The sequence below is a fragment of the Nitratireductor sp. J20-h4 genome, from assembly GCF_056780505.1.
In genome coordinates this window covers 318,028-336,932 of the sequence record NZ_CM165557.1, presented here as the reverse complement: position 1 = coordinate 336,932, position 18,905 = coordinate 318,028, and the positions used below count along the sequence as shown (strand labels likewise).

The window sequence follows — 18,905 nt, the reverse complement described above, 5'->3', positions numbered from 1 at the left end:
CTCACGACCTCTTCAGCTTCGGGTCGAGCGCGTCGCGCAGGCCGTCGCCCATCAGGTTGATCGCCAGCACGGTGACCAGGATCGCCAGTCCCGGAAAGGTCACGACCCACCAGGCGCGCAGGATGAACTCGCGCGCCTCGGCCAGCATCGTGCCCCATTCGGGCGTCGGCGGCTGGGCGCCCATGCCGAGAAAGCCCAGCGCGGCGGCATCCAGGATCGCGGTGGAAAACGACAATGCGGCCTGGACGATCAGCGGCGACAGGCAGTTGGGCAGGATGGTGACGAACATCAACCTGAGCGGCCGCGCGCCGGCGACCCGGGCGGCCACGACATAGTCCTTGGTCTTTTCCGTCAGCACCGCGGCGCGGGTCAGGCGCACATAATGCGGCTGCTGAACGATGGCGATCGCGATCATCGCGTTGACCAGGCTCGGGCCGAGCACGGCCACCAGGGCGAGCGCCAGCAGCAGGCTGGGAAAGGCCAGGATGATGTCCATCACCCGCATGATCAGCGCGTCGACACGCCCGCCGGCATAGCCGGCCACCAGCCCGACGATCACACCGACGATGAGCGCGCCGGACACCACGATGCAGCCGACGAACAGCGAAAAGCGACTGCCATAGATCAGCCGCGACAGCATATCGCGGCCGACCGCGTCGGTGCCGAGCAGAAAGCGCGGATCGGCTCCCTCCTGCCAGAAGGGCGGCTTCAAGAGTGCGTCGCGATACTGGTCGATCGCGCCGTAGGGCGCGATCACGTCTGCGAAGACGGCGATCGCGACGACGAACAGGAAGACCCACATCCCGATCACCGCGCCGCGGTTTTCGCTGAAATAGAACCAGAACTCGCGCAGGACGGCCAGGCGCGGATCGATCGGCTTGGCGGCGGCGGTCGAGGAGGTGTCGGCCATGATGCTAATACCTGATCTTGGGGTTGATCAGCCCGTAGAGCAGATCGACGATGAGGTTCACCAGCATGACGACCACGGCGATCATCAACAGCCCGCCCTGGACGGCCGGATAGTCACGCCTGAAAATCGAATCCACCATCCATTTGCCGATGCCCGGCCACGAAAAGATGGTCTCGGTGAGGATCGCGCCGCCCAGCAGCACGCCGACCTGAAGGCCGATCGTGGTGATGACCGGGATCAGCGCGTTGCGCAGCGCGTGCAGGCCGATGACGCGCGCCGGCGCCAGCCCCTTGGCGCGCGCGGTGCGCACATAATCCTCGCCCAGAACCTCGAGCATGGCCGAACGGGTCTGGCGGGCGATGACGGCGAGCGGAATCGTGCCGAGGACGATGGTGGGCAGGATCAGGTGCGACACGGCGGAGGTGAACGCGCCTTTCTGGCCCGAAAGCAGGCTATCGATCAGCATGAAGCCGGTGACGGGCGGGAAGAAATAAAGCAGCGAGACGCGGCCGGACACCGGTGTCCACTGCAGGATGCCGGAAAACAGGATGATCAGCAGAAGGCCCCACCAGAAGATCGGCATCGAATAGCCGACCAGCGCGGTGCCCATCACCGTCTGGTCGAGCCACGACCCGCGCCGCGTGGCCGCCAGCACGCCGGCCGGAATGCCGAGCAGCATGGCGAAGATGATGGCGCAGATCGACAGTTCCAGGGTTGCGGGAAAAAGCGTGAAGAACTCGTCGAAGACCGGGTTCTTGGTCACCAGGGAGTTGCCGAGATCGCCGGTGGCGATACCGCCGAGGAAATCGAAATATTGTTCCCACAAAGGCCGGTCGTAACCGAACTGGCGCATCAGCTCTTCATAGCGTTCCGGGCTGACGCCCCGCTCGCCGGCCATCAACAAGACCGGATCGCCGGGTAGGATGCGGATGAAACCGAAGGCAGCGATCGTCACGCCGATAAAGGTCGGAACAAGCAAACCGATCCGGTACAGGAGAAAACGCAGCATTTCTCTCAGACTTTGCAAACTCCCTCCCGCGCCTGTGCGACGCGGGAGGGAGACGATTGCGGCGCCTCACGGGCGCCAGAAGCGCTTATTCGGCCAGATCGACGCCGTCGAAGCGGTGCGAGCCGAGCGGGTCCATCTTGTAGCCGGTGACCTTGGTCGACATCGGCATGAACACGACCGAATGGGCAATCGTCGCCCACGGGGCCTGCTCCTTGAACACCACCTGCGCATCTTCGTAGAGCTTGGTGCGCTCGGCCTGGTCGCTGACGACCTTGGCCTTCTGGATCATGTCGTCGAACGGCTTGTGGCACCACTGCGCGCGGTTCGCGCCGCCGACGCCGTCACAGCCGAGCAGCACGGCGAGGAAGTTGTCCGGGTCGCCATTGTCGCCCGTCCAGCCGAGCAGCACCGCGCCGTCGCGATCGGTGGCCTTGGAACGCTCCAGATACTCGCCCCACTCGTAGGAGACGATTTCCACCTTGACGCCGACCTTGGAGAAATCCTCCTGGATCAGTTCGGCCATGCGCCGGGCGTTGGGGTTGTAGGGGCGCTGCACCGGCATTGCCCACACCTTCATCGACAGGTCGGCGACGCCGGCTTCCTCAAGCATCTTCTTGGCGGCTTCGGGATCGTAGGGATCGTCCTCGACCGCGTTGTTATACGACCACATCGTCGGCGGGATCGGGTTCTTGGCGGCCTGGCCGGCCCCCTGGAAGACGGCGTCGAGAATGGCCTGCTTGTTGATGGCCATGTTGAGCGCCTTGCGCACCTTCGGATTGTCGAACGGCGCCATCTGGGTGTTATAGGCCAGATAGCCGACATTCAGGCCTTCCTGCTCCATCACCTGCAGATCGGGCGCCGCCTTCAGCGCGTCCAGGTCGGCCGGGTTCGGATAGGGCGCGACATGGCATTCGCCGGCCATCAGCTTTTGCTGGCGCACCGAGGCGTCGGTGGTGATGGCGAACACCAGATCGTCGATCGGCTGCTTGCCGTCCCAGTAATCGGGATGGGCCTTGTAGCGGATCACCGCGTCCTTCTGGTAGGCGACGAACTGGAACGGGCCGGTGCCGACCGGCTGCTGGTTCAGCATGTCCATCTTGCCGTCGGCCTCAAGCTTGTCGGCATATTCCTTCGACATCACCGAGGCGAAATCCATGGCGAGGTTTGCCACCATCGGCGCCTCGGGACGCGTCAGCACGAATTTCACGGTCATGTCGTCGACCTTGACGATCTCCTTGATGAGATCGGGCATCGACATGGCGTTGAAATACTCCCAGGAAATACCGGCGGTGTATTCGTTCCAGGGGTGATCCTTCTTCAACTGGCGCTCGAAGGTGAACAGAACATCGTCGGCGGTGAAGTCACGCGTGGGAGTGAAGAAGTCCGTGGTGTGGAACTTCACGCCGGGACGCAGCTTGAAGGTGTATTCCAGGCCGTCATCGGACACGTCCCAGCTTTCGGCAAGCCCGGGAATGACATTGGTCGTGCCACGCTCGAACTCGACAAGCTGGCTGTAGATCGGCTTGGCGGAGGCATCGAACGTCGTGCCTGCGGTATACGGCGCCGGATCGAACCCTTCGGGCGATCCTTCGGAGCAATAGACCAGCGTCTTGGCGTTGGCCACGCCACCAAGCATCGTCGCAGCCAGAAGCGCGGCCGCGAAGCTGTACCGTTTCATGTGAATGTACTCCCATTCCTTGTCCGGGACCGTTTTGCCCGGTCGTGAAGCGGGCATATAAGCACCGATTTTTCAGCATGGAAACACCCGCTCACGATGCCCTTGGGGAACTTTCGTCCCCAATCACGCAAGACGTGAGAAAATTTTTGCTTCGCGGCCTGCGTTCGTAACGTCCACGCTTTGCAATTTTATCGCGTGTCGCCTAACTGGAAGATCGGAGGTGCCATGAACACGACAACGCATAGTCTCGATACCGACGCCGTGCTCGAGTTCTGGTTCCAGGAACTCGACCCGCAAGACTGGTATTCCGGCGATCCCAAGCTCGACGAACGCATCAAGGCGCGGTTCGCGCAAACCTGCGAGGCGGCGCTGGCATCGCCGCCGGACCGGTTCCTCGGCGACGCGCGCACCGCACTGGCCGCGATCATCGTGCTCGACCAGTTCACGCGCAACATCCACCGCCGTACCGCGAACGCCTTTGCGGGCGACACCGTCGCCCTTGCGATCGCCCACGGGGCGATCGAGCGCGGCTACGACGATGGCATGACGCAGGCCGAAAAGCAGTTTCTCTACATGCCGCTGATGCATTCCGAGGTGCTCGCCGATCAGGAGCTTTCGGTGAAGATGTTCCGGGACCTCGGCAACGAACACAGCCTCAAATACGCGATCGAGCATCGCGACATCGTTGCGCGGTTCGGGCGCTTTCCGCACCGCAATCAGGCGCTCGGCCGCACCAGCACGCAGGACGAGGCCGACTTCCTGAAAGGCCATGGCGGATACGGGCAGTAGGCGCCCGCGGGAGACGGCGGACCGGCCCCTCCTCTTGATTACCTTTACGTATACGTAAATATTGCGCGAACCGGCGAGTTGGGCCTAGATATGCCTTGGCGATTGCATCGTCGGCAAAGCTGATCGACAGTGGCGAGGCGGATACGCCGGCGGCGAAATGCGCTCATCGGCGCGAGGGAGGTGACAGTGACCAAGACCAATGCGAACAAGGCAACGACCGCCGCGCGCCCGTGGCTGAAAAGCTATCCGGAAGGCATGCCGGCCGAAATCGGCCCCTTGCCCGCCCCCTCGATCGGCGCCCTGCTTTCAGACGCTTGCAAGACATATGCCGACCGGCCGGCCTTCACCTGCATGGGCAAATCGCTGACCTATGCGGAGGTCGAGAGGAAGTCGACCGAATTCGGCGCCTTCCTGCAGTCGAAGGGCCTCGAAAAAGGCGCGCGCGTCGCCATCATGATGCCGAACGTGCTGCAATATCCGATCGCCATGATGGGCACGCTGCGCGCCGGTTTCACGGTGGTCAACGTCAACCCGCTCTACACGCCGCGCGAACTGGAACACCAGCTCAACGATTCCGGCGCCGAAGCGATCGTGATCCTGGAGAATTTCGCCGCCACGCTTCAGGCGGTGATCGCGCGCACCAAGGTCAAGCATGTCGTGGTCGCCACGATGGGCGACCTGCTCGGCTTCAAGGGGCTGATCGTCAATCTGGTCGTGCGGCACGTGAAGAAGATGGTTCCGGCCTGGTCCCTGCCCGGCCACCTTGCCTTCAACGACGCGCTCGCCGCCGGCGCGGCAGCCGGGCTGAAGCCGGTCGAACAGGGGCACGACGACGTCGCCTTCCTGCAATATACCGGCGGCACGACCGGCGTCTCCAAGGGCGCGACGCTCTTGCACAGCAACATCCTGGCCAACGTCGCGCAGAACGCGATCTGGATCGAAAGCGCCTATGCGAAAAAGCCGCGGCCGGAACGGGCGGTCTATCTGTGCGCGCTGCCGCTCTATCACATCTACGCGCTGACGGTGAACGCGGTGATGGGCATGCAGCAGGGTGCCGAGAACATCCTGATCCCCAATCCGCGCGACATTCCCGCGCTGGTCAAGGAATTCAACGCATACGCCATCAACGTCTTTCCCGGCCTCAACACGCTGTTCAACGCGCTGTTGAACAACGATGACTTCCAGAAGATCGACTTCAAGCCGCTGCTGTTGACGTTCGGCGGCGGCATGGCCGTGCAGCGCGGCGTCGCCGAGCGCTGGCGGGACCTGACCGGCATCGTGATCGCCGAAGGTTACGGCCTGTCGGAAACGTCGCCGGTGGCGACGGCGAACCGCTTCGACAGCGATACGTTCACCGGCACGATCGGCCTGCCGATCCCGTCGACCGAAATCGCCATCCGCGACGAGGACGGCAAGGATCTTGGGCTCGACGAGGTCGGCGAGATCTGCATTCGCGGTCCCCAGGTGATGTCCGGCTACTGGAACCGGCCCGAAGAGACCGCCAATGTCTTCACCGCCGACGGCTTCTTCAAGTCCGGCGACATGGGCTTCATGGACGAGAACGGTTTCGTCAAGATCGTCGACCGCAAGAAGGACATGATCCTCGTCTCCGGCTTCAACGTCTATCCCAACGAGATCGAGGAGGTGGTGGCGGGCCATCCCGGCGTGCTGGAAGTGGCCGCGGTCGGCGTACCGGACGAGAAATCCGGCGAGGTGCCTAAACTCTTCATCGTCAAGAAGGACCCGGCGCTGAGCGAGCAGGACATTTACGATTACTGTAAGGACAAGCTTACCGGCTACAAGCGGCCCAAGCAGATCGAGTTCCGCGACGAGCTGCCGAAAACCAATGTCGGCAAGATCCTCAGGCGGGAATTGCGCGGCTGAAACGCCGCACGGACGAACGCGCCGGACCGGCCCGCGCCGTGATCGGCATGCAGGGCTTTCAGCGCCGCGCCAGCCAGTCGGGCAGCGCGGCGATGGAGTCCAGGAGGACGTCGGCGCCGGCCAGGGACTGGCGCGTGCCGGTCCCTGACAAAACCCCGATGGCGAGGCCCGCGCCGGCCGCGCGCGCCATGTCGAGATCGTGGCGGTTGTCGCCGACCATGGCGATCTCTGAAGGTTTCAGCCCGGTCAGGTCGCAAAACGCATGGACGGTGTCGGGCGCCGGCTTCGGCGCGGCGACGGCGTCATAACCGTAAGCAGCGTCGAACATTTGGGCAATGCCGAGGCTCACCAGGGTCTGTTCCGCCCCGCCGGTGGAATCGTTGGTCGCCACGCCGAGCCGGTATCCGGCCGCCTGCAGGGCCTCGATCGCCTGGGCGCAACCCGGCACCGCGACGGCGGCGGCCGCGCCCCGGCTCGCCGTCAGCCGGTCGAAATGGGCGATCATCTCCTGGCGCGCCTGCGCATCGAGCGCCGGATACCACAGCGCCACCACGTCGGCATTGGTGCCGGCCGCCAGGACCGAATCGGCCTGAAAAACCCCGGCCGCCGCATCGTAACCGACGGCGGCCAGCAGCGCCGCGGCGCGCGCGCGGTCCCCGCCGGCGGCCTCGTGGGCCAGCGCCTCGGCGACCGCCGACCAGGTCGCGTGGAAATCGACCAGCGTGCCGTCCTTGTCGAACAGAATGCCCCGGATCGCCATCGGCTCAGCTCCGCGCACTGGCGCGCACATAGGCCACCAGCCCGGCCGTGGAGCCGTCCTTGTCGTCGGCGCCGCATTTTCCCTCGACGACGGGCAGCAGCGCGGTCGCCAGTTCCTTGCCGAGCTCGACGCCCCACTGGTCGAAGGCGTTGATGCCGAAAAGCTGGGCTTCGACAAAAACCCGGTGCTCGTAGAGCGCGATCAGCCGGCCGAGCGCATAGGGATCGAGCGTTTGGTGGAGGATGGTGATCGAGGGGCGGTTGCCGGCGAAGACGCGGTGCGGCGCCAGCGCCTCGACGGCGGCGTCAGCCAGGTCGCGGGCCCGCAGCTGGGCGCGCGCCTCTTCAAGCGTGCGCCCCGTCATCAGCGCCTCGGACTGGGCCAGGCAGTTTGCCAGCAGCAAGGCGTGATGGGCTTTTAGCTCCGGCTCATGGCCGCGGGCGGCGGCGATGAACTCGACCGGGATCACGTCGGTGCCCTGGTGCAGAAGCTGAAAGAAGGCATGCTGGCCGTTGGTGCCGGGCTCCCCCCACACCAGCGGCCCGGTGGGGGTCGCGGCCGGCGCGCCGTCGACCAGCACGGACTTGCCGTTCGATTCCATGTCGAGCTGTTGCAGATAGGCGGGCAGACGCGCCAGGCGCTGATCGTAGGGGATGATCGCGCGCGCCGGATAGCGGCACACCACCCGGTGCCAGAATCCGATCAGGCCGAGGACGACCGGCAGGTTCTCCAGAAGCGGCGCGGTCCGAAAATGCTCGTCCATGGCATGCGCGCCGGCGAGAAACTCGCGGAAGCGTGCCGGACCGATCGCCAGCATGATCGGCAGGCCGATGGCCGACCACAACGAGTAGCGGCCGCCGACCCAGTCCCAGAATCCGAACACCCGCTCACCGCCGATGCCGAACGCCGCCACCTTGTCGAGCGCGGTCGAGACGGCGGCGAAATGCGCGCCGACAGCCTCGCGGCCGAGCGCACGCTCGATCCAGGCCCGCGCCGTCGCGGCGTTGGTCATCGTTTCGACGGTGGTGAAGGTCTTCGAGGCGACGATGACCAGCGTCGTCGCGGGCTCCAGCCCGTCCAGCGTATCGGCGATATGGGCGCCGTCGACATTGGAGACGAAATGGCAGCGCGGACCGTCGTGAAACGGCGCCAGGGCCTGCGTGGCCATGGCCGGACCGAGATCGGAGCCGCCAATGCCGATATTGACGATGTCGGTGAACGGCCGGCCGGTCGCGCCGACGAGCAGGCCTTGCCTGACCGCGTCGCAGAAGGCGGCCATGCGGTCGAGGACATCGTGCACCCCGGCCATCACGTCCTCGCCCTCGGCGCGGAAGGATGCCGTGCGCGGCGCGCGCAGGGCGACATGCAGAACGGCCCGATCCTCGGTGGCGTTGATTTTCTCGCCGGCAAACATCGCCGCGCGCCGCTGTTCGACCCCGGCCGCGCGGGCAAGCTCGGCGAGCTGGCCCATGACGGTGTGGTCGACTGCGGTCTTGGACCAGTCGATGAGGAGATCGTCGAAGCGCAGCGAAAACGCCTCGAAGCGGCCCGGATCGGCGCGAAACGCGGCGGCGATGTCGAAGGGAACGGACGCCTCGCGCGAGGCGCGCAGCGCGGCAAGCGCGCGGTCGAAAGCATTGCGGTCCACGGTGTCGTCCTTTCCCGTCCGCCTTAGAGTATTTCATCGGCGAAAAGAAGCGCTGCGCGCGAATTCACCCGCGCCTGTTGCAAGTCCGTTTGCTGCCAAACCTTTCGTTGCGGAATTGCATCGGTGACAAAAAAGCCTGGCAGTGCTGGTTGGACCAGTCTTGAAGCACACTAAACACCTGTTTAATGGTCTAGGTGGAGGGTGTTGCGCCATGGCTACGAGAAACGATTCCGCGATCTGGTCCGGACTGTTCACCATCTCGCCCGATTCCGGACAGACGCTGCAGGCGCAGATCCGGCAGGCGATCGTGGCGGCGATCCTCGACCGCCAGATCTCGCCCTCCATGCCGCTGCCGTCCTGCCGTATCCTGGCCGAAAAGCTCGGCGTCGCACGCGGCACGGTGGTGCTCGCCTTTCAGCAACTCGTCGACCAGGGGTTCTTGATCGCGCGCGAGCGGCGCGGACATTTCGTCAATCCGGAGGTGCTGACCACGCCCTCGCGGCAGGTGCCCAAGGGCCTGCCGTCGGCAAGCGGCATCGACTGGAAGCGGCGTCGCAAGATCCCGGCCAGCGAGATGCCGGCGCCGATGAAGATGGACAACTGGATCAAGTCGACCTACCCGTTCGTCTACGGCCAGTTCGATCCGGCGCTGTTTCCGACCGCCGAATGGCGCGAATGCAACCGCATGGCGCTGGCGGTGCTGGAAATCCGCGACTGGGCCGCCGACGTGGTCGATCAGGACGACCCGCTGCTGATCGAGCAGATCCAGGCGCGCCTTCTGCCGCGCCGCGGCATCTTCGCCAATCCCGACGAGATCATCGTGACGCTCGGCGCGCAGAACGCGCTTTACATGCTGGCCCAGCTTCTGATGGGCAAGGGCATGCGCGTGGCGATGGAAGAGCCGGGCTATCCGGACGCGCGCTCGATCTTCCGGCTTTCCGGTGCCGAGACCGTGCCCGTGCCGGTCGACGGCGAGGGCATCGTCACCGACCGCATTCCCGCCGATTGCGGCTACGTGTTCGTCACGCCGAGCCATCATTGCCCGACCATGGTGCCGCTCAGCGCTGAACGGCGCGAGAACCTGCTGGCGCGCGCCGTCGAGCACGACCAGATCATCATCGAGGACGGTTATGACAGCCAGTTGATCGACGACGCGCCGCAGCAGGCGCTCAAGAGCCTCGACCGGACCGGCCGCGTCATCCATGTCGGCTCGATGTCGAAGACGCTCGCGCCTGGATTGCGGCTCGGCTACATCGTCGCCTCGGCCGAACTGATCGCCGAATTGCGCGCGTTGCGGCGCTTCATGCTGCGCCATCCGCCGGCCAACAACCAGCGCGCGGTGGCGCTGTTCTTGTCGCTCGGCCATCACGACGCGCTGGTGCGGCGCCTGTCCAACGCCTTTGCCGAACGCCGCGAACGGCTGACGCAGGCGATCGCCTGCCACCTGCCGGACTGGCGGGTGACGGATTCGGCCGGCGGCACCTCGATTTGGCTGCGGGGACCGACGGACATCGATTCCGGCAAGCTCGCCGAGATCGCCGCGGCGCGCAGCGTGCTGATCGAGCCCGGGGCACGCTTTTTCGACGCCGCCGATGCGCCGACGCGATTCATGCGGCTGGGGATTTCCTCGATCGCGCTGCAGAACATCGAGCCCGGCATCCGGGAACTCGCCGCGGCGGCGGGACGGCGCGCCGCCGCCTGAGCGCCGGAACGCCACGCCTCGCCCGGACTTGCGGGCCGCCCCCGGCGTATCGCTCAGTGATTGTCGCGCGGAATACCCATTTGCTGGGCGATCCGGCGATAACGCAGCGCCGGCTTCAGCACCATGCCTTCGGAAAGCTGGTCGACCATGCCGCGCTGGATTTCCTGCCACGGCGTCTGATGGTCGGGAAAAGCATAGCCGCCCTGCTCGGCCAGTTCGGCACGCCGGCGCTGCAACTCGTCGTCTGAAACCAGCATATCGGCCGTCGCCTTGCCGAGATCGATGCGCACGCGGTCGCCGTCGCGCAACAGCGCCAGCCCGCCGCCCGTCGCCGCCTCCGGCGAGGCGTTGAGGATCGAGGGGCTGCCCGACGTTCCCGACTGGCGGCCGTCGCCGATGCAGGGCAAGGCATGGATGCCGCGTTTCAACAGGGCCGCCGGCGGCTGCATGTTGACCACTTCGGCCGCGCCCGGATAACCGACCGGGCCGGTGCCGCGCATGAACAGGATCGAGCGCTCGTCGATGCCGAGCGCCGGGTCCTCGATGCGGGCGTGATAATCCTCGGGACCGTCGAAGACGACCGCCTTGCCCTCAAAGGCCTCGGGATCGTCCGGGTCGGACAGATAGCGCGCGCGGAACTCCTCGGAGATCACGCTGGTCTTCATGATCGCGGACTCAAACAGATTGCCCTTCAGATTGATGAACCCCGCCGCCGCCTTCAGCGGCCGGGCGACCGGCCGGATGACGTCGGTGTCGAGCGTTTCGACCGCCCGGCAATTGTCGCCGATCGAGTGGCCGTTGGCGGTCACGGCGTCGGGATGCGGCAACAGGCCGGCCTTCAGGAGCTCGGCCACCACGGCGGGCACGCCGCCGGCGTGGTGATAGTCCTCGCCGAGATAGTCGCCGGCCGGCTGCAGGTTTACCAGAAGCGGAACCTCGTGGCCCAGCGCCTGCCAGTCGTCATTGTTAAGCGGCACGCCGAGATGACGGGCTATCGCGTTGAGGTGGATCGGTGCGTTGGTCGATCCGCCGATCGCCGAATTGACGACGATCGCGTTCTCGAACGCCGCCCGGGTCATGATGTCGGACGGCTTCAGGTCTTCCTCGACCATGGCGACGATGCGCCGGCCGGTCTGATAGGCGATCTGGCCGCGTTCGCGATAGGGCGCGGGGATGGCGGCGGAGCCGGGAAGCTGCATGCCGAGCGCCTCGGCGAGCGAGTTCATCGTCGTGGCCGTGCCCATCGTGTTGCAATAGCCGACCGAGGGCGCGGACGAGGCCACGATCTCCATGAACTCGTCATAGTCGATCTCGCCGGCCGCCAGGCGCTCGCGCGATTCCCACACGATGGTGCCCGAACCGGTGCGCCGGCCCTTGTGCCAGCCATTGAGCATCGGGCCGACCGACAGCGCGATCGCGGGAATATTGACCGTCGCCGCGGCCATCAAGAGCGCCGGGGTGGTCTTGTCGCAACCGATCGTCAGCACCACCGCGTCGAGCGGATAGCCGTAGAGCACCTCGACCAGGGCCAGATAGGCGAGATTGCGGTCGAGCGAGGCGGTCGGGCGCTTGCCCGTCTCCTGGATCGGGTGGACCGGAAATTCCAGCGGGATGCCGCCGGCCGCCTCGATGCCGGCGCGCAGCCTTTTGGCCAGCTCGATATGGTGGCGGTTGCAGGGCGACAGGTCCGAACCGGTCTGGGCGATGCCGATCAGCGGCTTGCCCGATTGCAGTTCCTCGCGGGTGAGGCCGTAATTGAGATAACGCTCGAGATAGAGCGCCGTCATGCCGGGATCGTCGGGATTGTCGAACCATTGCTGGGACCGCAGCCTGGTGGTCTGCCGCCGGTGACCGTTCGCCGTGTTCGTCATCGCGCACTCCCATCGTGATCGGCTAATGGTTATTGCAAGGGCGCGGCGGCGGCAAGGAAATGCGCGCCGTGTCCGCGACCACATGCCGATGGACACGCGCGGGCGGCTGGGTTAGGTCGAACGCCGAGAGCAAGGGAGACATTCATGGCCGTGAACATGGAAGGCGAGGAGACCATCGAGGCTCCGATTGGCGAGGTGTGGAAGGCGCTCAACGATCCCGACGTGCTGAAAGCCAGCATCCCGGGATGCGAAAGCCTGGAAAAGAAGTCCGACACCGAGATGGCGGCGACCGTGTCGCTGAAGATCGGGCCGATCAAGGCGAAGTTCTCCGGCGAGGTCGAGTTGAAGAACCTCAAGCCGCCGCATTCCTATACGATCCAGGGCGAGGGCAAGGGCGGCATCGCCGGCTTCGCCAAGGGCGGCGCCGATGTCGAACTGGTCGAAAAGGGACCGAACGAGACGCTGTTGACCTACAAGGTCAACGCCGATGTCGGCGGCAAGATCGCCCAGCTCGGCAGTCGTCTCATCATGTCGACGTCGAAAAAGCTCGCCGGACAGTTTTTTTCCAATCTGAACGAGCAGGTCAGCAAGTCCTGACCCCGTAACGACCGGACGGCCCGCGGCCTCTGCGCGGGCCGTTTCGGTTTGCGGCGCCAGCCTCCCACGCGGAGGCCGCGCTCCGGCACAATCCGGCGCCGTTGGTCGCCGGCGCGCCCTATCCCGCCTTGCGCCGGTAGTTTGGCGGGCGCTTTTCGAGGAAGGCGCTCACACCTTCCTTATAGTCGTCGGAGCGGCCCGCCTCGCGCTGCAATTGCCGCTCCAGGTCGAGCTGCGCGTCGAGCGAATTGGTCGAGGCGGCATGGATCGCCTGCTTTGTCAGCGCATAGGCGTGGGTCGGTCCGGCGGCGAAGCCCTCGGCCAGCGTCGTTGCCTCCGCCATCAACTGATCGTCGTCGACCGCCCGCCAGATCAGCCCCCACGCGGCGGCGTCCGCGGCGGTAAGCGGATGCGCCGTCAGCGCCAGCGCCTTGGCGCGTGCCTCGCCCACCAGCCTAGTCAGCCAGTAGGTGCCGCCGCCGTCGGGGATCAGGCCGATCTTGGAGAAGGCCTGGATGAATTTGGCCGATCTGGCCGCGATCACGATATCGCAGGCGAGCGCGATATTGGCGCCGGCGCCGGCGGCAACGCCGTTGACGGCGCAGATGACCGGCTTGGGCATCGCCCTGAGCTTGCGCACCAGCGGATTGTAGAAAGTCTCCAGTGTCTTGCCCAGATCGGGGTTCTCGCCAATCAGCGTCGGGTCGCGGTCCGCCAGGTCCTGGCCGGCGCAAAAACCGCGCCCGGTGCCGGTCAGGACGATCGCGCCGCAGCCCGGGTCGGCCTCGCAGGCGTCGAGCGCCGCGCGCAATTGCTGGTGTTGCAATTCGTTAAACGCGTTCAAACGATCCGGCCGGTTGAGCGTGATGACGCTGTAACCGTCTTTTTGTTCATGCAATACTGGTGCGTCGCTCATCGGGGTGCTTCTCCTGGGTCCGCCGGCCGTCAAGGCTCGCGCCAGTTTACATGTCGCGCGGCCGCGATCAATTTCGCTCTGGCGGCGGCATCGCAAGAGGGTCCCGGGACACGAACGATCCGGCTTTGCCGGCGGATACCGGTTGGGTGCGGGCATGGCAAGTGAAGTGATGGACAGGACGGCGGGCGAGCAGCAACAGGTCCGCCTGGAGGAGCCGCTGTTCAAGGTGCTGTTCGACGGCTGCCCGCAGGAGCGTGTCGCGGCCGGCCATCACCTGTTCATGCAGGACGACGAGGCCGACCGCGTCTACGGCGTGCTCGACGGCACGATCGAAATCGCGATCTATTCGGAAGGCGGACGCAAGCTTGTCGCCAATATCGAGACCGAAAAGAGCCTGATCGGCGAAATCGGCGCGCTCGACGGCGGCTTGCGGACGGCCACGGCAACCTGCCTGACGGACGCCACCTTGGTGTCGGTGTCGCGGCGGCAATTGTTCGACCGCATCGAAGCCCATCCCCGGCTCGCCAGCGCCATGATCGGCGTGTTGTGCGCCAGGCTGCGCTGGGTCAGCGCCGAACTCGGCGACCAGGCCCTGCTCAAGATCGAGGCGCGGCTGGCCAAGCGGCTCTTATTGCTGTGCAAGCTGATCCAGGACGACACCGGCTGGATCGGCATTTCGCAGTCGGAACTGGCCGAATTCCTCGGCGCGACGCGCGAATCGGTCAACAAGACGCTGACCGACTGGCGCCGCCTCGGCGTGATCGAAATCCGGCGCGGCGGGCTCAAGGTCCTGAACCAGGCGGCGCTGGAAAAGCTGGGCTCCGCGCCCGACGCGTGACGCCGGCTTGCGGAAGACAATCCGCGGGCGCACGGCGGCGGTCTATCGCCAGGTGAGGCGATCGGCTCTATGTCTGCCAACGCAGATAACGCAGCGCCCGCCTGCCCGGCACGAAAAAATACCCTCCGCCGCGCACGGTCACGAACGCGCTCAGCCCGTTCAAGCGCAGCGGCCCGTCCGGCCCGGCGATGGTGAAACAGCCCGCGCCGGTGGCGTTGCCGACCAAGGGATCGGCCTCTTCACGCAGGCTCTCGAAGCCGCGATTGTTCACCCAGGTCTGCTGGATGAAGGCGAACTGGCGTTCGATGTCGGCGTTCAAGCACATGAACACCATGCCCTTTTCGGCCTTTTTACCGTCTTTGGCCTTTCTGGCGTAGGTCCGCCCGACCCGCAGGATGCGGTGGCGCTTGGAAATCCGGATCTGCGTCTCCGGCTTCGCGCCCAGCGAATCGCGCGGGTTGGAGCGGCGGATATGGGCGCCGAACGGGCATTGGCGCCCCTGCGGGTCGTCGCCGGCAAACAGGAAGTCGTTGTCCGGCTCCCGCCCCGCGCGCCATGTCGGGTGGCCGATCAGCGAGGTGCCGTCCTTCCAGCGGCCGAGCAGTTTGGCGCCGACCCATTCCGGCGCCGGCCGGCCGCCGATCTCGTCGCGGCCGAAATCGCGCGCGGCATCGCGGCAGAATGTCTCGAAGGCATCGACATTCTGGGCCAGTTGGCGAATGACCAGATACGACCCGTTGCGGCCGAAATCGCGCCATTGCGGCTCCTCGCCGTCGCCACCGGTCCGGCCCGCGCCCGACAGGCGGCCGGCGCCGTCCAGCCCGGCGCCGAGCACCGGCGACGGCGGGCATCGGCCGAGCTCGTCCGGATACCCTAAAATGAACTCGCCCGCCGCGACGCGGTGTTGCGCTTCGGCGGCGCGCCGGGCGCGCGGCGTGCCGGCGATCACCGGCTGCGAGATGCCGTCGCGAAAGCCGAAATGCTCGATCGGCTTGCCCTTGTCGTCGCGCTCGATCGTCAGCGCCACGCTGGCGGCTGTCTCCATGCCGGCCTCTTCCGACAGCGTCAGCAGCGCATCGAGATTTTTCTGCAGCCGTTCCGGCGTGTCGGCATAAAGCACCAGCACGACGTCGACCGGCTCGTTGGGACCGCCCCATTCCCAGCGCTCCGGCGCATTGTCGCCGATATCGCCCAGCACACGGCTTTGATACGGGTCGGCCATGCCGTGGCGATAGGAAGTCGGGAAGGAGGTCGGCAGCCCGCCGGCGCGTCCGGTCAGGCCGAGCTTGATCAGGCCACCCGGCGCAAACGCGCTGACCATCGCCGCCTCGGTCGGTTCGGCGGCGCCGAAGGCGGTGGTGCGCACCAGGTGGTCGAGCCAGTCGCGCCTGGCCGCATCGGGAATGCGCGCGGGCATGCGCAGCGCCACCATGCGGGCTTCGGCGAGCCGCCCCATGCCGCCGAACAGGATCGACTGGATGTCCTCGGTCTCCAGCCCGCCGGCGGTCCGCGGCTTGGAGCCGAAAAGGGCGAGCCAGGCCGCGGCCTCGCTGTCGCTGCGCGCCGTCGCCAGGCCGCGCCTTATCGCACCGTTGCGGCGGATCGCGCCGGTGTTGAGCGTGGGATAGGCCGAATACCAGAACAGCGTCGGGATTTGCTGGGCGCGCGCCCACAGCTTGAATCGATCGCCGTCGGTCGCGCCGTCGAAGAACAGATTGTTCGTCTTCGGAAAACCGGCCGTGTTGCTCCACACGCCCGTCAATCCCTTCGCCGCCTTGGTGATGAAATCCTCGAGATAGCTGCCCCAGCTGCCGCCGTAATTGCTGAAGAACAGCAGCTTGTCGGTGCCCGGCAGCAGCACCCAGCGCGCATAGTGGATCGAGCCGATATCGGCGAGCCGGCCGGGCGCGAACACATGCCGCACGAATTGCAGGATGGTGAAGAAGGCGAGCCGCAGGGCAAGCCGGCGCAGGCGGCCGGGCTTCATGACCGAGATCGCGGCCAGATGGTTCTGCACGCCATGATCCTCGCGCGCCACGATCGGCGCGAAACGGTCGGCCGGCAACGGCCCTGCCTCGAGCGGCGTTTCCCGCTCCAGGCGGCGGAAACGCCAATAGGCGAACGCAGCCGGCAGGCCGACCAGCGCGCACAAGGCAAGCAGGCCGACAGCCAGCGCGGCAAGGATGGAGAACAGTCCCCGGAAAAAACCGTCGAACGGAGCCTGGAAGGCGAAGAACAGGATGCCGGCGGAAACGACGGCGAAGCCGGCGGCGACAGCGGCAAGCAGGCTGGGCGCCAGCACGGTCTTACGCACTATGTTCCAGATATCGCCGGCCGGCGCGTCGAGGCCGCTTGGGGCGGCCTGGAAAGCCCAGTCGTAGCCCCCCTTGTCGGCCAATTCCCGGCGCACGGCGTCGAGACGGTCGAGCGCGCTGTCGCCGGCGTCCGCTGGCTGGGCGCACACGATCTCGTTCGCCTCTGCGGCGAGTTCCTCTTCAGCCAGGATCCGACGCACCGAATGGCCGGGCGTGCCGGCAAAACAAAGGCCCGCCACATCGCCAGGTGCCGGCGAGACGGCCAGAGCGTGCCGGTGCAGCAGGGCAGCGAAATCCCCTTCTTCGTCGAGCGCGCCGGCGGCTTCGAAAACCGGCCGCAGCCATGGACCGGCCTTGTCGGCAACGGTCGCGATCGCGGTTTTCTCGTCTCCGTCGGCGGAGAATTCGAACACCAGATGCTTGAGTACGTCCGGGCGCTCACTGGCCTGATCGGCGTTGCCGATCACCGACAGGCTGGCGAAATGCACCAGGCCGGTGGCGTCGAGCGCGGCGCGGATGTCGCCGCCGGCGGGATTGCCGAGCGCGTCGAGCATGGCGCGCAGCCGCGCTGGGGCGACGGTGCCGGCAACCGGCACAGCGATGGTGACGAAGGCATGCGCGACCTGGCGCGCTTCGGCGGGCACGTCGAACTCGACGCACAGTCTTTCAGGAAAGGCGCCACGGCGCGCAAGCCGGCCCGGCGCGCCGGCGGCCCGGCGCAGGCCCGGCGTGGAAAACAGCGCGCGGAAGGCCTCGCCGATCTGGACCCTGGCGAGCGCGGCGCCGACGCACCAGTGAATGCCATGGCCGAACACCAGCGAATTGCGCTGCGGACGCTCGGGGTCGAAGCGCTCCGGCGCGGCGACGTCATCCTCGTCGAACATCGCCGACAAGCTCCAGGGCCACACCGTGGTGCCCGCCTTGAGCGTTTTCTGCCGCCGGGTACCCCTTGCCAGAACCGTGTCGCGCGGCACGGTGCGAAACGGACCGGGATTGATCGGCTTGAAGCGCATCGCCTCGTCTATGGCGCGGGTCAGCGCGGCGTCATCGCCGCTCGCCAGCGCCGCCTCGACCGCCGCGCGCGCCTCCGGCATCGTCAAGACGACATCGAGCGCGTTGCCGGCAGCAAGCAGGTTGGTCGGCGTGAACCCGGCGATCATGCCCATCATTATCGAGCGGATCTCGTCTTCGCCGAGCACGGCGGGATCGGCGTCGCGCATGGCGACGAGCCGGGCAAGCGGCGTGTCGCTCGGGCCGTGTCCGGCCCGCACGCGCGCCAGCGAGCGGTCGATTGTCTCCAGCATACGCGCGGATGCCACCACGGCGAGCTCGCGCGTTCCGGCGCTGCCGGTCGGGTCGGCGAAAAACAGCGACGACAGCGCGATCGCCCAGTCGGCGAAGGCGACATCGTCTTCGATCGCCATGCCGAAATAGTCGCGGCAGATCCGCACCGGCACGATTTTCAGCATCCGGTCGACGACGTCGAAGCCCGGCACCGCGGCGCGCATGATCTCGGCGGAATGGCGGGCCGCGATCGGGCGCACGACCGCCTCGATCTCCGCCGGCGGAAAGGCCGACAACAGCGCCGACTTGACGCGCCGGTATTCGGCGCCGTCCTGCATGCCGAGGACGAAATTGGCGCCGCCCGCCATTTCCTCCATTTCGGGACCGAACGGTGTTTCGAAATCCTCCTGGCGCTCCAGGACCTCGCGCACATCGGCGTTCTTGAACACGATGACGGTCTTGCCCAAGGACAGGATCGGCCAGTAGCGCCGGAAGAAGCGGGCGGCCGGTCGCGGGTTCTCCAGAAACGCCGACACCGCGCGCGCGATCAGGCCGGAGCTGCGCAAGCGCTCCGGATCGAAGGCGGGCATTTCCGCAACCGGGCGCTGCGCCGCCTGCGCCGCCCTCACGCCGTCGTGATACTTCGTCCGGAACATCCCGTTTCCCGCATATTGCCGCGATCCTAGCAGTGGGATGACGCCGCG

Annotated in this window: 13 protein-coding genes; 5 read left to right on the top strand and 8 right to left on the bottom strand. The window is 66.3% G+C overall.

The genetic code is table 11. The features are described from left to right. Position 1 precedes the first annotated feature (1 nt). The 3 genes from ACT2B0_RS01675 to ACT2B0_RS01665 all read right to left on the bottom strand — a co-directional run bounded on the left by ACT2B0_RS01675 (position 2) and on the right by ACT2B0_RS01665 (position 3,597). Complete coding sequence (locus ACT2B0_RS01675; RefSeq protein WP_473460797.1) at positions 2-910, bottom strand: ABC transporter permease subunit; 909 nt, start codon at positions 908-910, stop codon at positions 2-4. A gap of 4 nt (positions 911-914) precedes the next feature. Next, entirely contained in the window at positions 915-1,919 is a 1,005-nt protein-coding gene (locus ACT2B0_RS01670) for an ABC transporter permease subunit (RefSeq protein WP_350149126.1), read from the bottom strand. Positions 1,920-2,004: 85 nt separating this feature from the next. Further along, positions 2,005-3,597, bottom strand: a complete 1,593-nt coding sequence (locus tag ACT2B0_RS01665; RefSeq protein WP_473460795.1) for an ABC transporter substrate-binding protein — start codon at positions 3,595-3,597, stop codon at positions 2,005-2,007. Between the two features lie 225 nt (positions 3,598-3,822). On the opposite strand from ACT2B0_RS01665, the gene ACT2B0_RS01660 reads away from it, so the two are divergent. Both ACT2B0_RS01660 and ACT2B0_RS01655 read left to right on the top strand, forming a co-directional pair. Beyond that, positions 3,823-4,386 (top strand): DUF924 family protein, encoded by a 564-nt coding sequence (locus ACT2B0_RS01660; RefSeq protein WP_473460794.1) that lies wholly within the window; start codon positions 3,823-3,825, stop codon positions 4,384-4,386. A 186-nt stretch (positions 4,387-4,572) separates the two neighbouring features. Further along, complete coding sequence (locus ACT2B0_RS01655; RefSeq protein ID WP_473460792.1) at positions 4,573-6,270, top strand: long-chain-fatty-acid--CoA ligase; 1,698 nt, start codon at positions 4,573-4,575, stop codon at positions 6,268-6,270. A 58-nt stretch (positions 6,271-6,328) separates the two neighbouring features. On the opposite strand, the gene ACT2B0_RS01650 is transcribed toward ACT2B0_RS01655, so the two are convergent. Both ACT2B0_RS01650 and pgi read right to left on the bottom strand, forming a co-directional pair. Next, on the bottom strand, positions 6,329-7,030 hold the full coding sequence (locus ACT2B0_RS01650; protein WP_473460790.1) for an HAD family hydrolase: 702 nt from the start codon (positions 7,028-7,030) through the stop codon (positions 6,329-6,331). A 4-nt stretch (positions 7,031-7,034) separates the two neighbouring features. Then, entirely contained in the window at positions 7,035-8,678 is a 1,644-nt protein-coding gene (pgi, locus tag ACT2B0_RS01645; RefSeq protein WP_473460788.1) for a glucose-6-phosphate isomerase, read from the bottom strand. Between the two features lie 211 nt (positions 8,679-8,889). Between pgi and pdxR the strand changes: the two genes are divergently transcribed. Continuing rightward, complete coding sequence (gene pdxR, locus ACT2B0_RS01640; protein WP_350149121.1) at positions 8,890-10,380, top strand: MocR-like pyridoxine biosynthesis transcription factor PdxR; 1,491 nt, start codon at positions 8,890-8,892, stop codon at positions 10,378-10,380. Between the two features lie 53 nt (positions 10,381-10,433). Here pdxR and ACT2B0_RS01635 read toward each other — a convergent pair whose 3' ends face one another. Further along, complete coding sequence (locus ACT2B0_RS01635; RefSeq protein WP_473460786.1) at positions 10,434-12,251, bottom strand: IlvD/Edd family dehydratase; 1,818 nt, start codon at positions 12,249-12,251, stop codon at positions 10,434-10,436. Positions 12,252-12,395: 144 nt separating this feature from the next. Here ACT2B0_RS01635 and ACT2B0_RS01630 point away from each other — a divergent pair, with 144 nt between their 5' ends. Then, a complete protein-coding gene (locus tag ACT2B0_RS01630) occupies positions 12,396-12,848 on the top strand; it encodes an SRPBCC family protein (protein ID WP_106572845.1) in 453 nt (150 codons plus the stop codon). A 118-nt stretch (positions 12,849-12,966) separates the two neighbouring features. On the opposite strand, the gene paaG is transcribed toward ACT2B0_RS01630, so the two are convergent. Then, a complete protein-coding gene (paaG, locus tag ACT2B0_RS01625; RefSeq protein ID WP_473460783.1) occupies positions 12,967-13,764 on the bottom strand; it encodes a 2-(1,2-epoxy-1,2-dihydrophenyl)acetyl-CoA isomerase PaaG in 798 nt (265 codons plus the stop codon). A gap of 154 nt (positions 13,765-13,918) precedes the next feature. Here paaG and ACT2B0_RS01620 point away from each other — a divergent pair, with 154 nt between their 5' ends. Further along, on the top strand, positions 13,919-14,602 hold the full coding sequence (locus ACT2B0_RS01620; protein ID WP_473460782.1) for a Crp/Fnr family transcriptional regulator: 684 nt from the start codon (positions 13,919-13,921) through the stop codon (positions 14,600-14,602). Between the two features lie 67 nt (positions 14,603-14,669). Here ACT2B0_RS01620 and ACT2B0_RS01615 read toward each other — a convergent pair whose 3' ends face one another. Beyond that, complete coding sequence (locus ACT2B0_RS01615; RefSeq protein ID WP_473460780.1) at positions 14,670-18,857, bottom strand: cytochrome P450; 4,188 nt, start codon at positions 18,855-18,857, stop codon at positions 14,670-14,672. Between the last annotated feature and the right edge of the window lie 48 nt (positions 18,858-18,905).

Coding starts and splice junctions, on each gene's coding strand:
- ACT2B0_RS01620 (WP_473460782.1), top strand. CDS start 13,919: ATGGCAAGTGAAGTGATGGACAGGACGGCGGGCGAGCAGCAACAGGTC.
- ACT2B0_RS01650 (WP_473460790.1), bottom strand. CDS start 7,030: ATGGCGATCCGGGGCATTCTGTTCGACAAGGACGGCACGCTGGTCGAT.
- ACT2B0_RS01670 (WP_350149126.1), bottom strand. CDS start 1,919: ATGCTGCGTTTTCTCCTGTACCGGATCGGTTTGCTTGTTCCGACCTTT.
- ACT2B0_RS01665 (WP_473460795.1), bottom strand. CDS start 3,597: ATGAAACGGTACAGCTTCGCGGCCGCGCTTCTGGCTGCGACGATGCTT.
- ACT2B0_RS01635 (WP_473460786.1), bottom strand. CDS start 12,251: ATGACGAACACGGCGAACGGTCACCGGCGGCAGACCACCAGGCTGCGG.
- ACT2B0_RS01630 (WP_106572845.1), top strand. CDS start 12,396: ATGGCCGTGAACATGGAAGGCGAGGAGACCATCGAGGCTCCGATTGGC.
- pdxR (WP_350149121.1), top strand. CDS start 8,890: ATGGCTACGAGAAACGATTCCGCGATCTGGTCCGGACTGTTCACCATC.
- paaG (WP_473460783.1), bottom strand. CDS start 13,764: ATGAGCGACGCACCAGTATTGCATGAACAAAAAGACGGTTACAGCGTC.
- ACT2B0_RS01675 (WP_473460797.1), bottom strand. CDS start 910: ATGGCCGACACCTCCTCGACCGCCGCCGCCAAGCCGATCGATCCGCGC.
- ACT2B0_RS01615 (WP_473460780.1), bottom strand. CDS start 18,857: ATGTTCCGGACGAAGTATCACGACGGCGTGAGGGCGGCGCAGGCGGCG.
- ACT2B0_RS01660 (WP_473460794.1), top strand. CDS start 3,823: ATGAACACGACAACGCATAGTCTCGATACCGACGCCGTGCTCGAGTTC.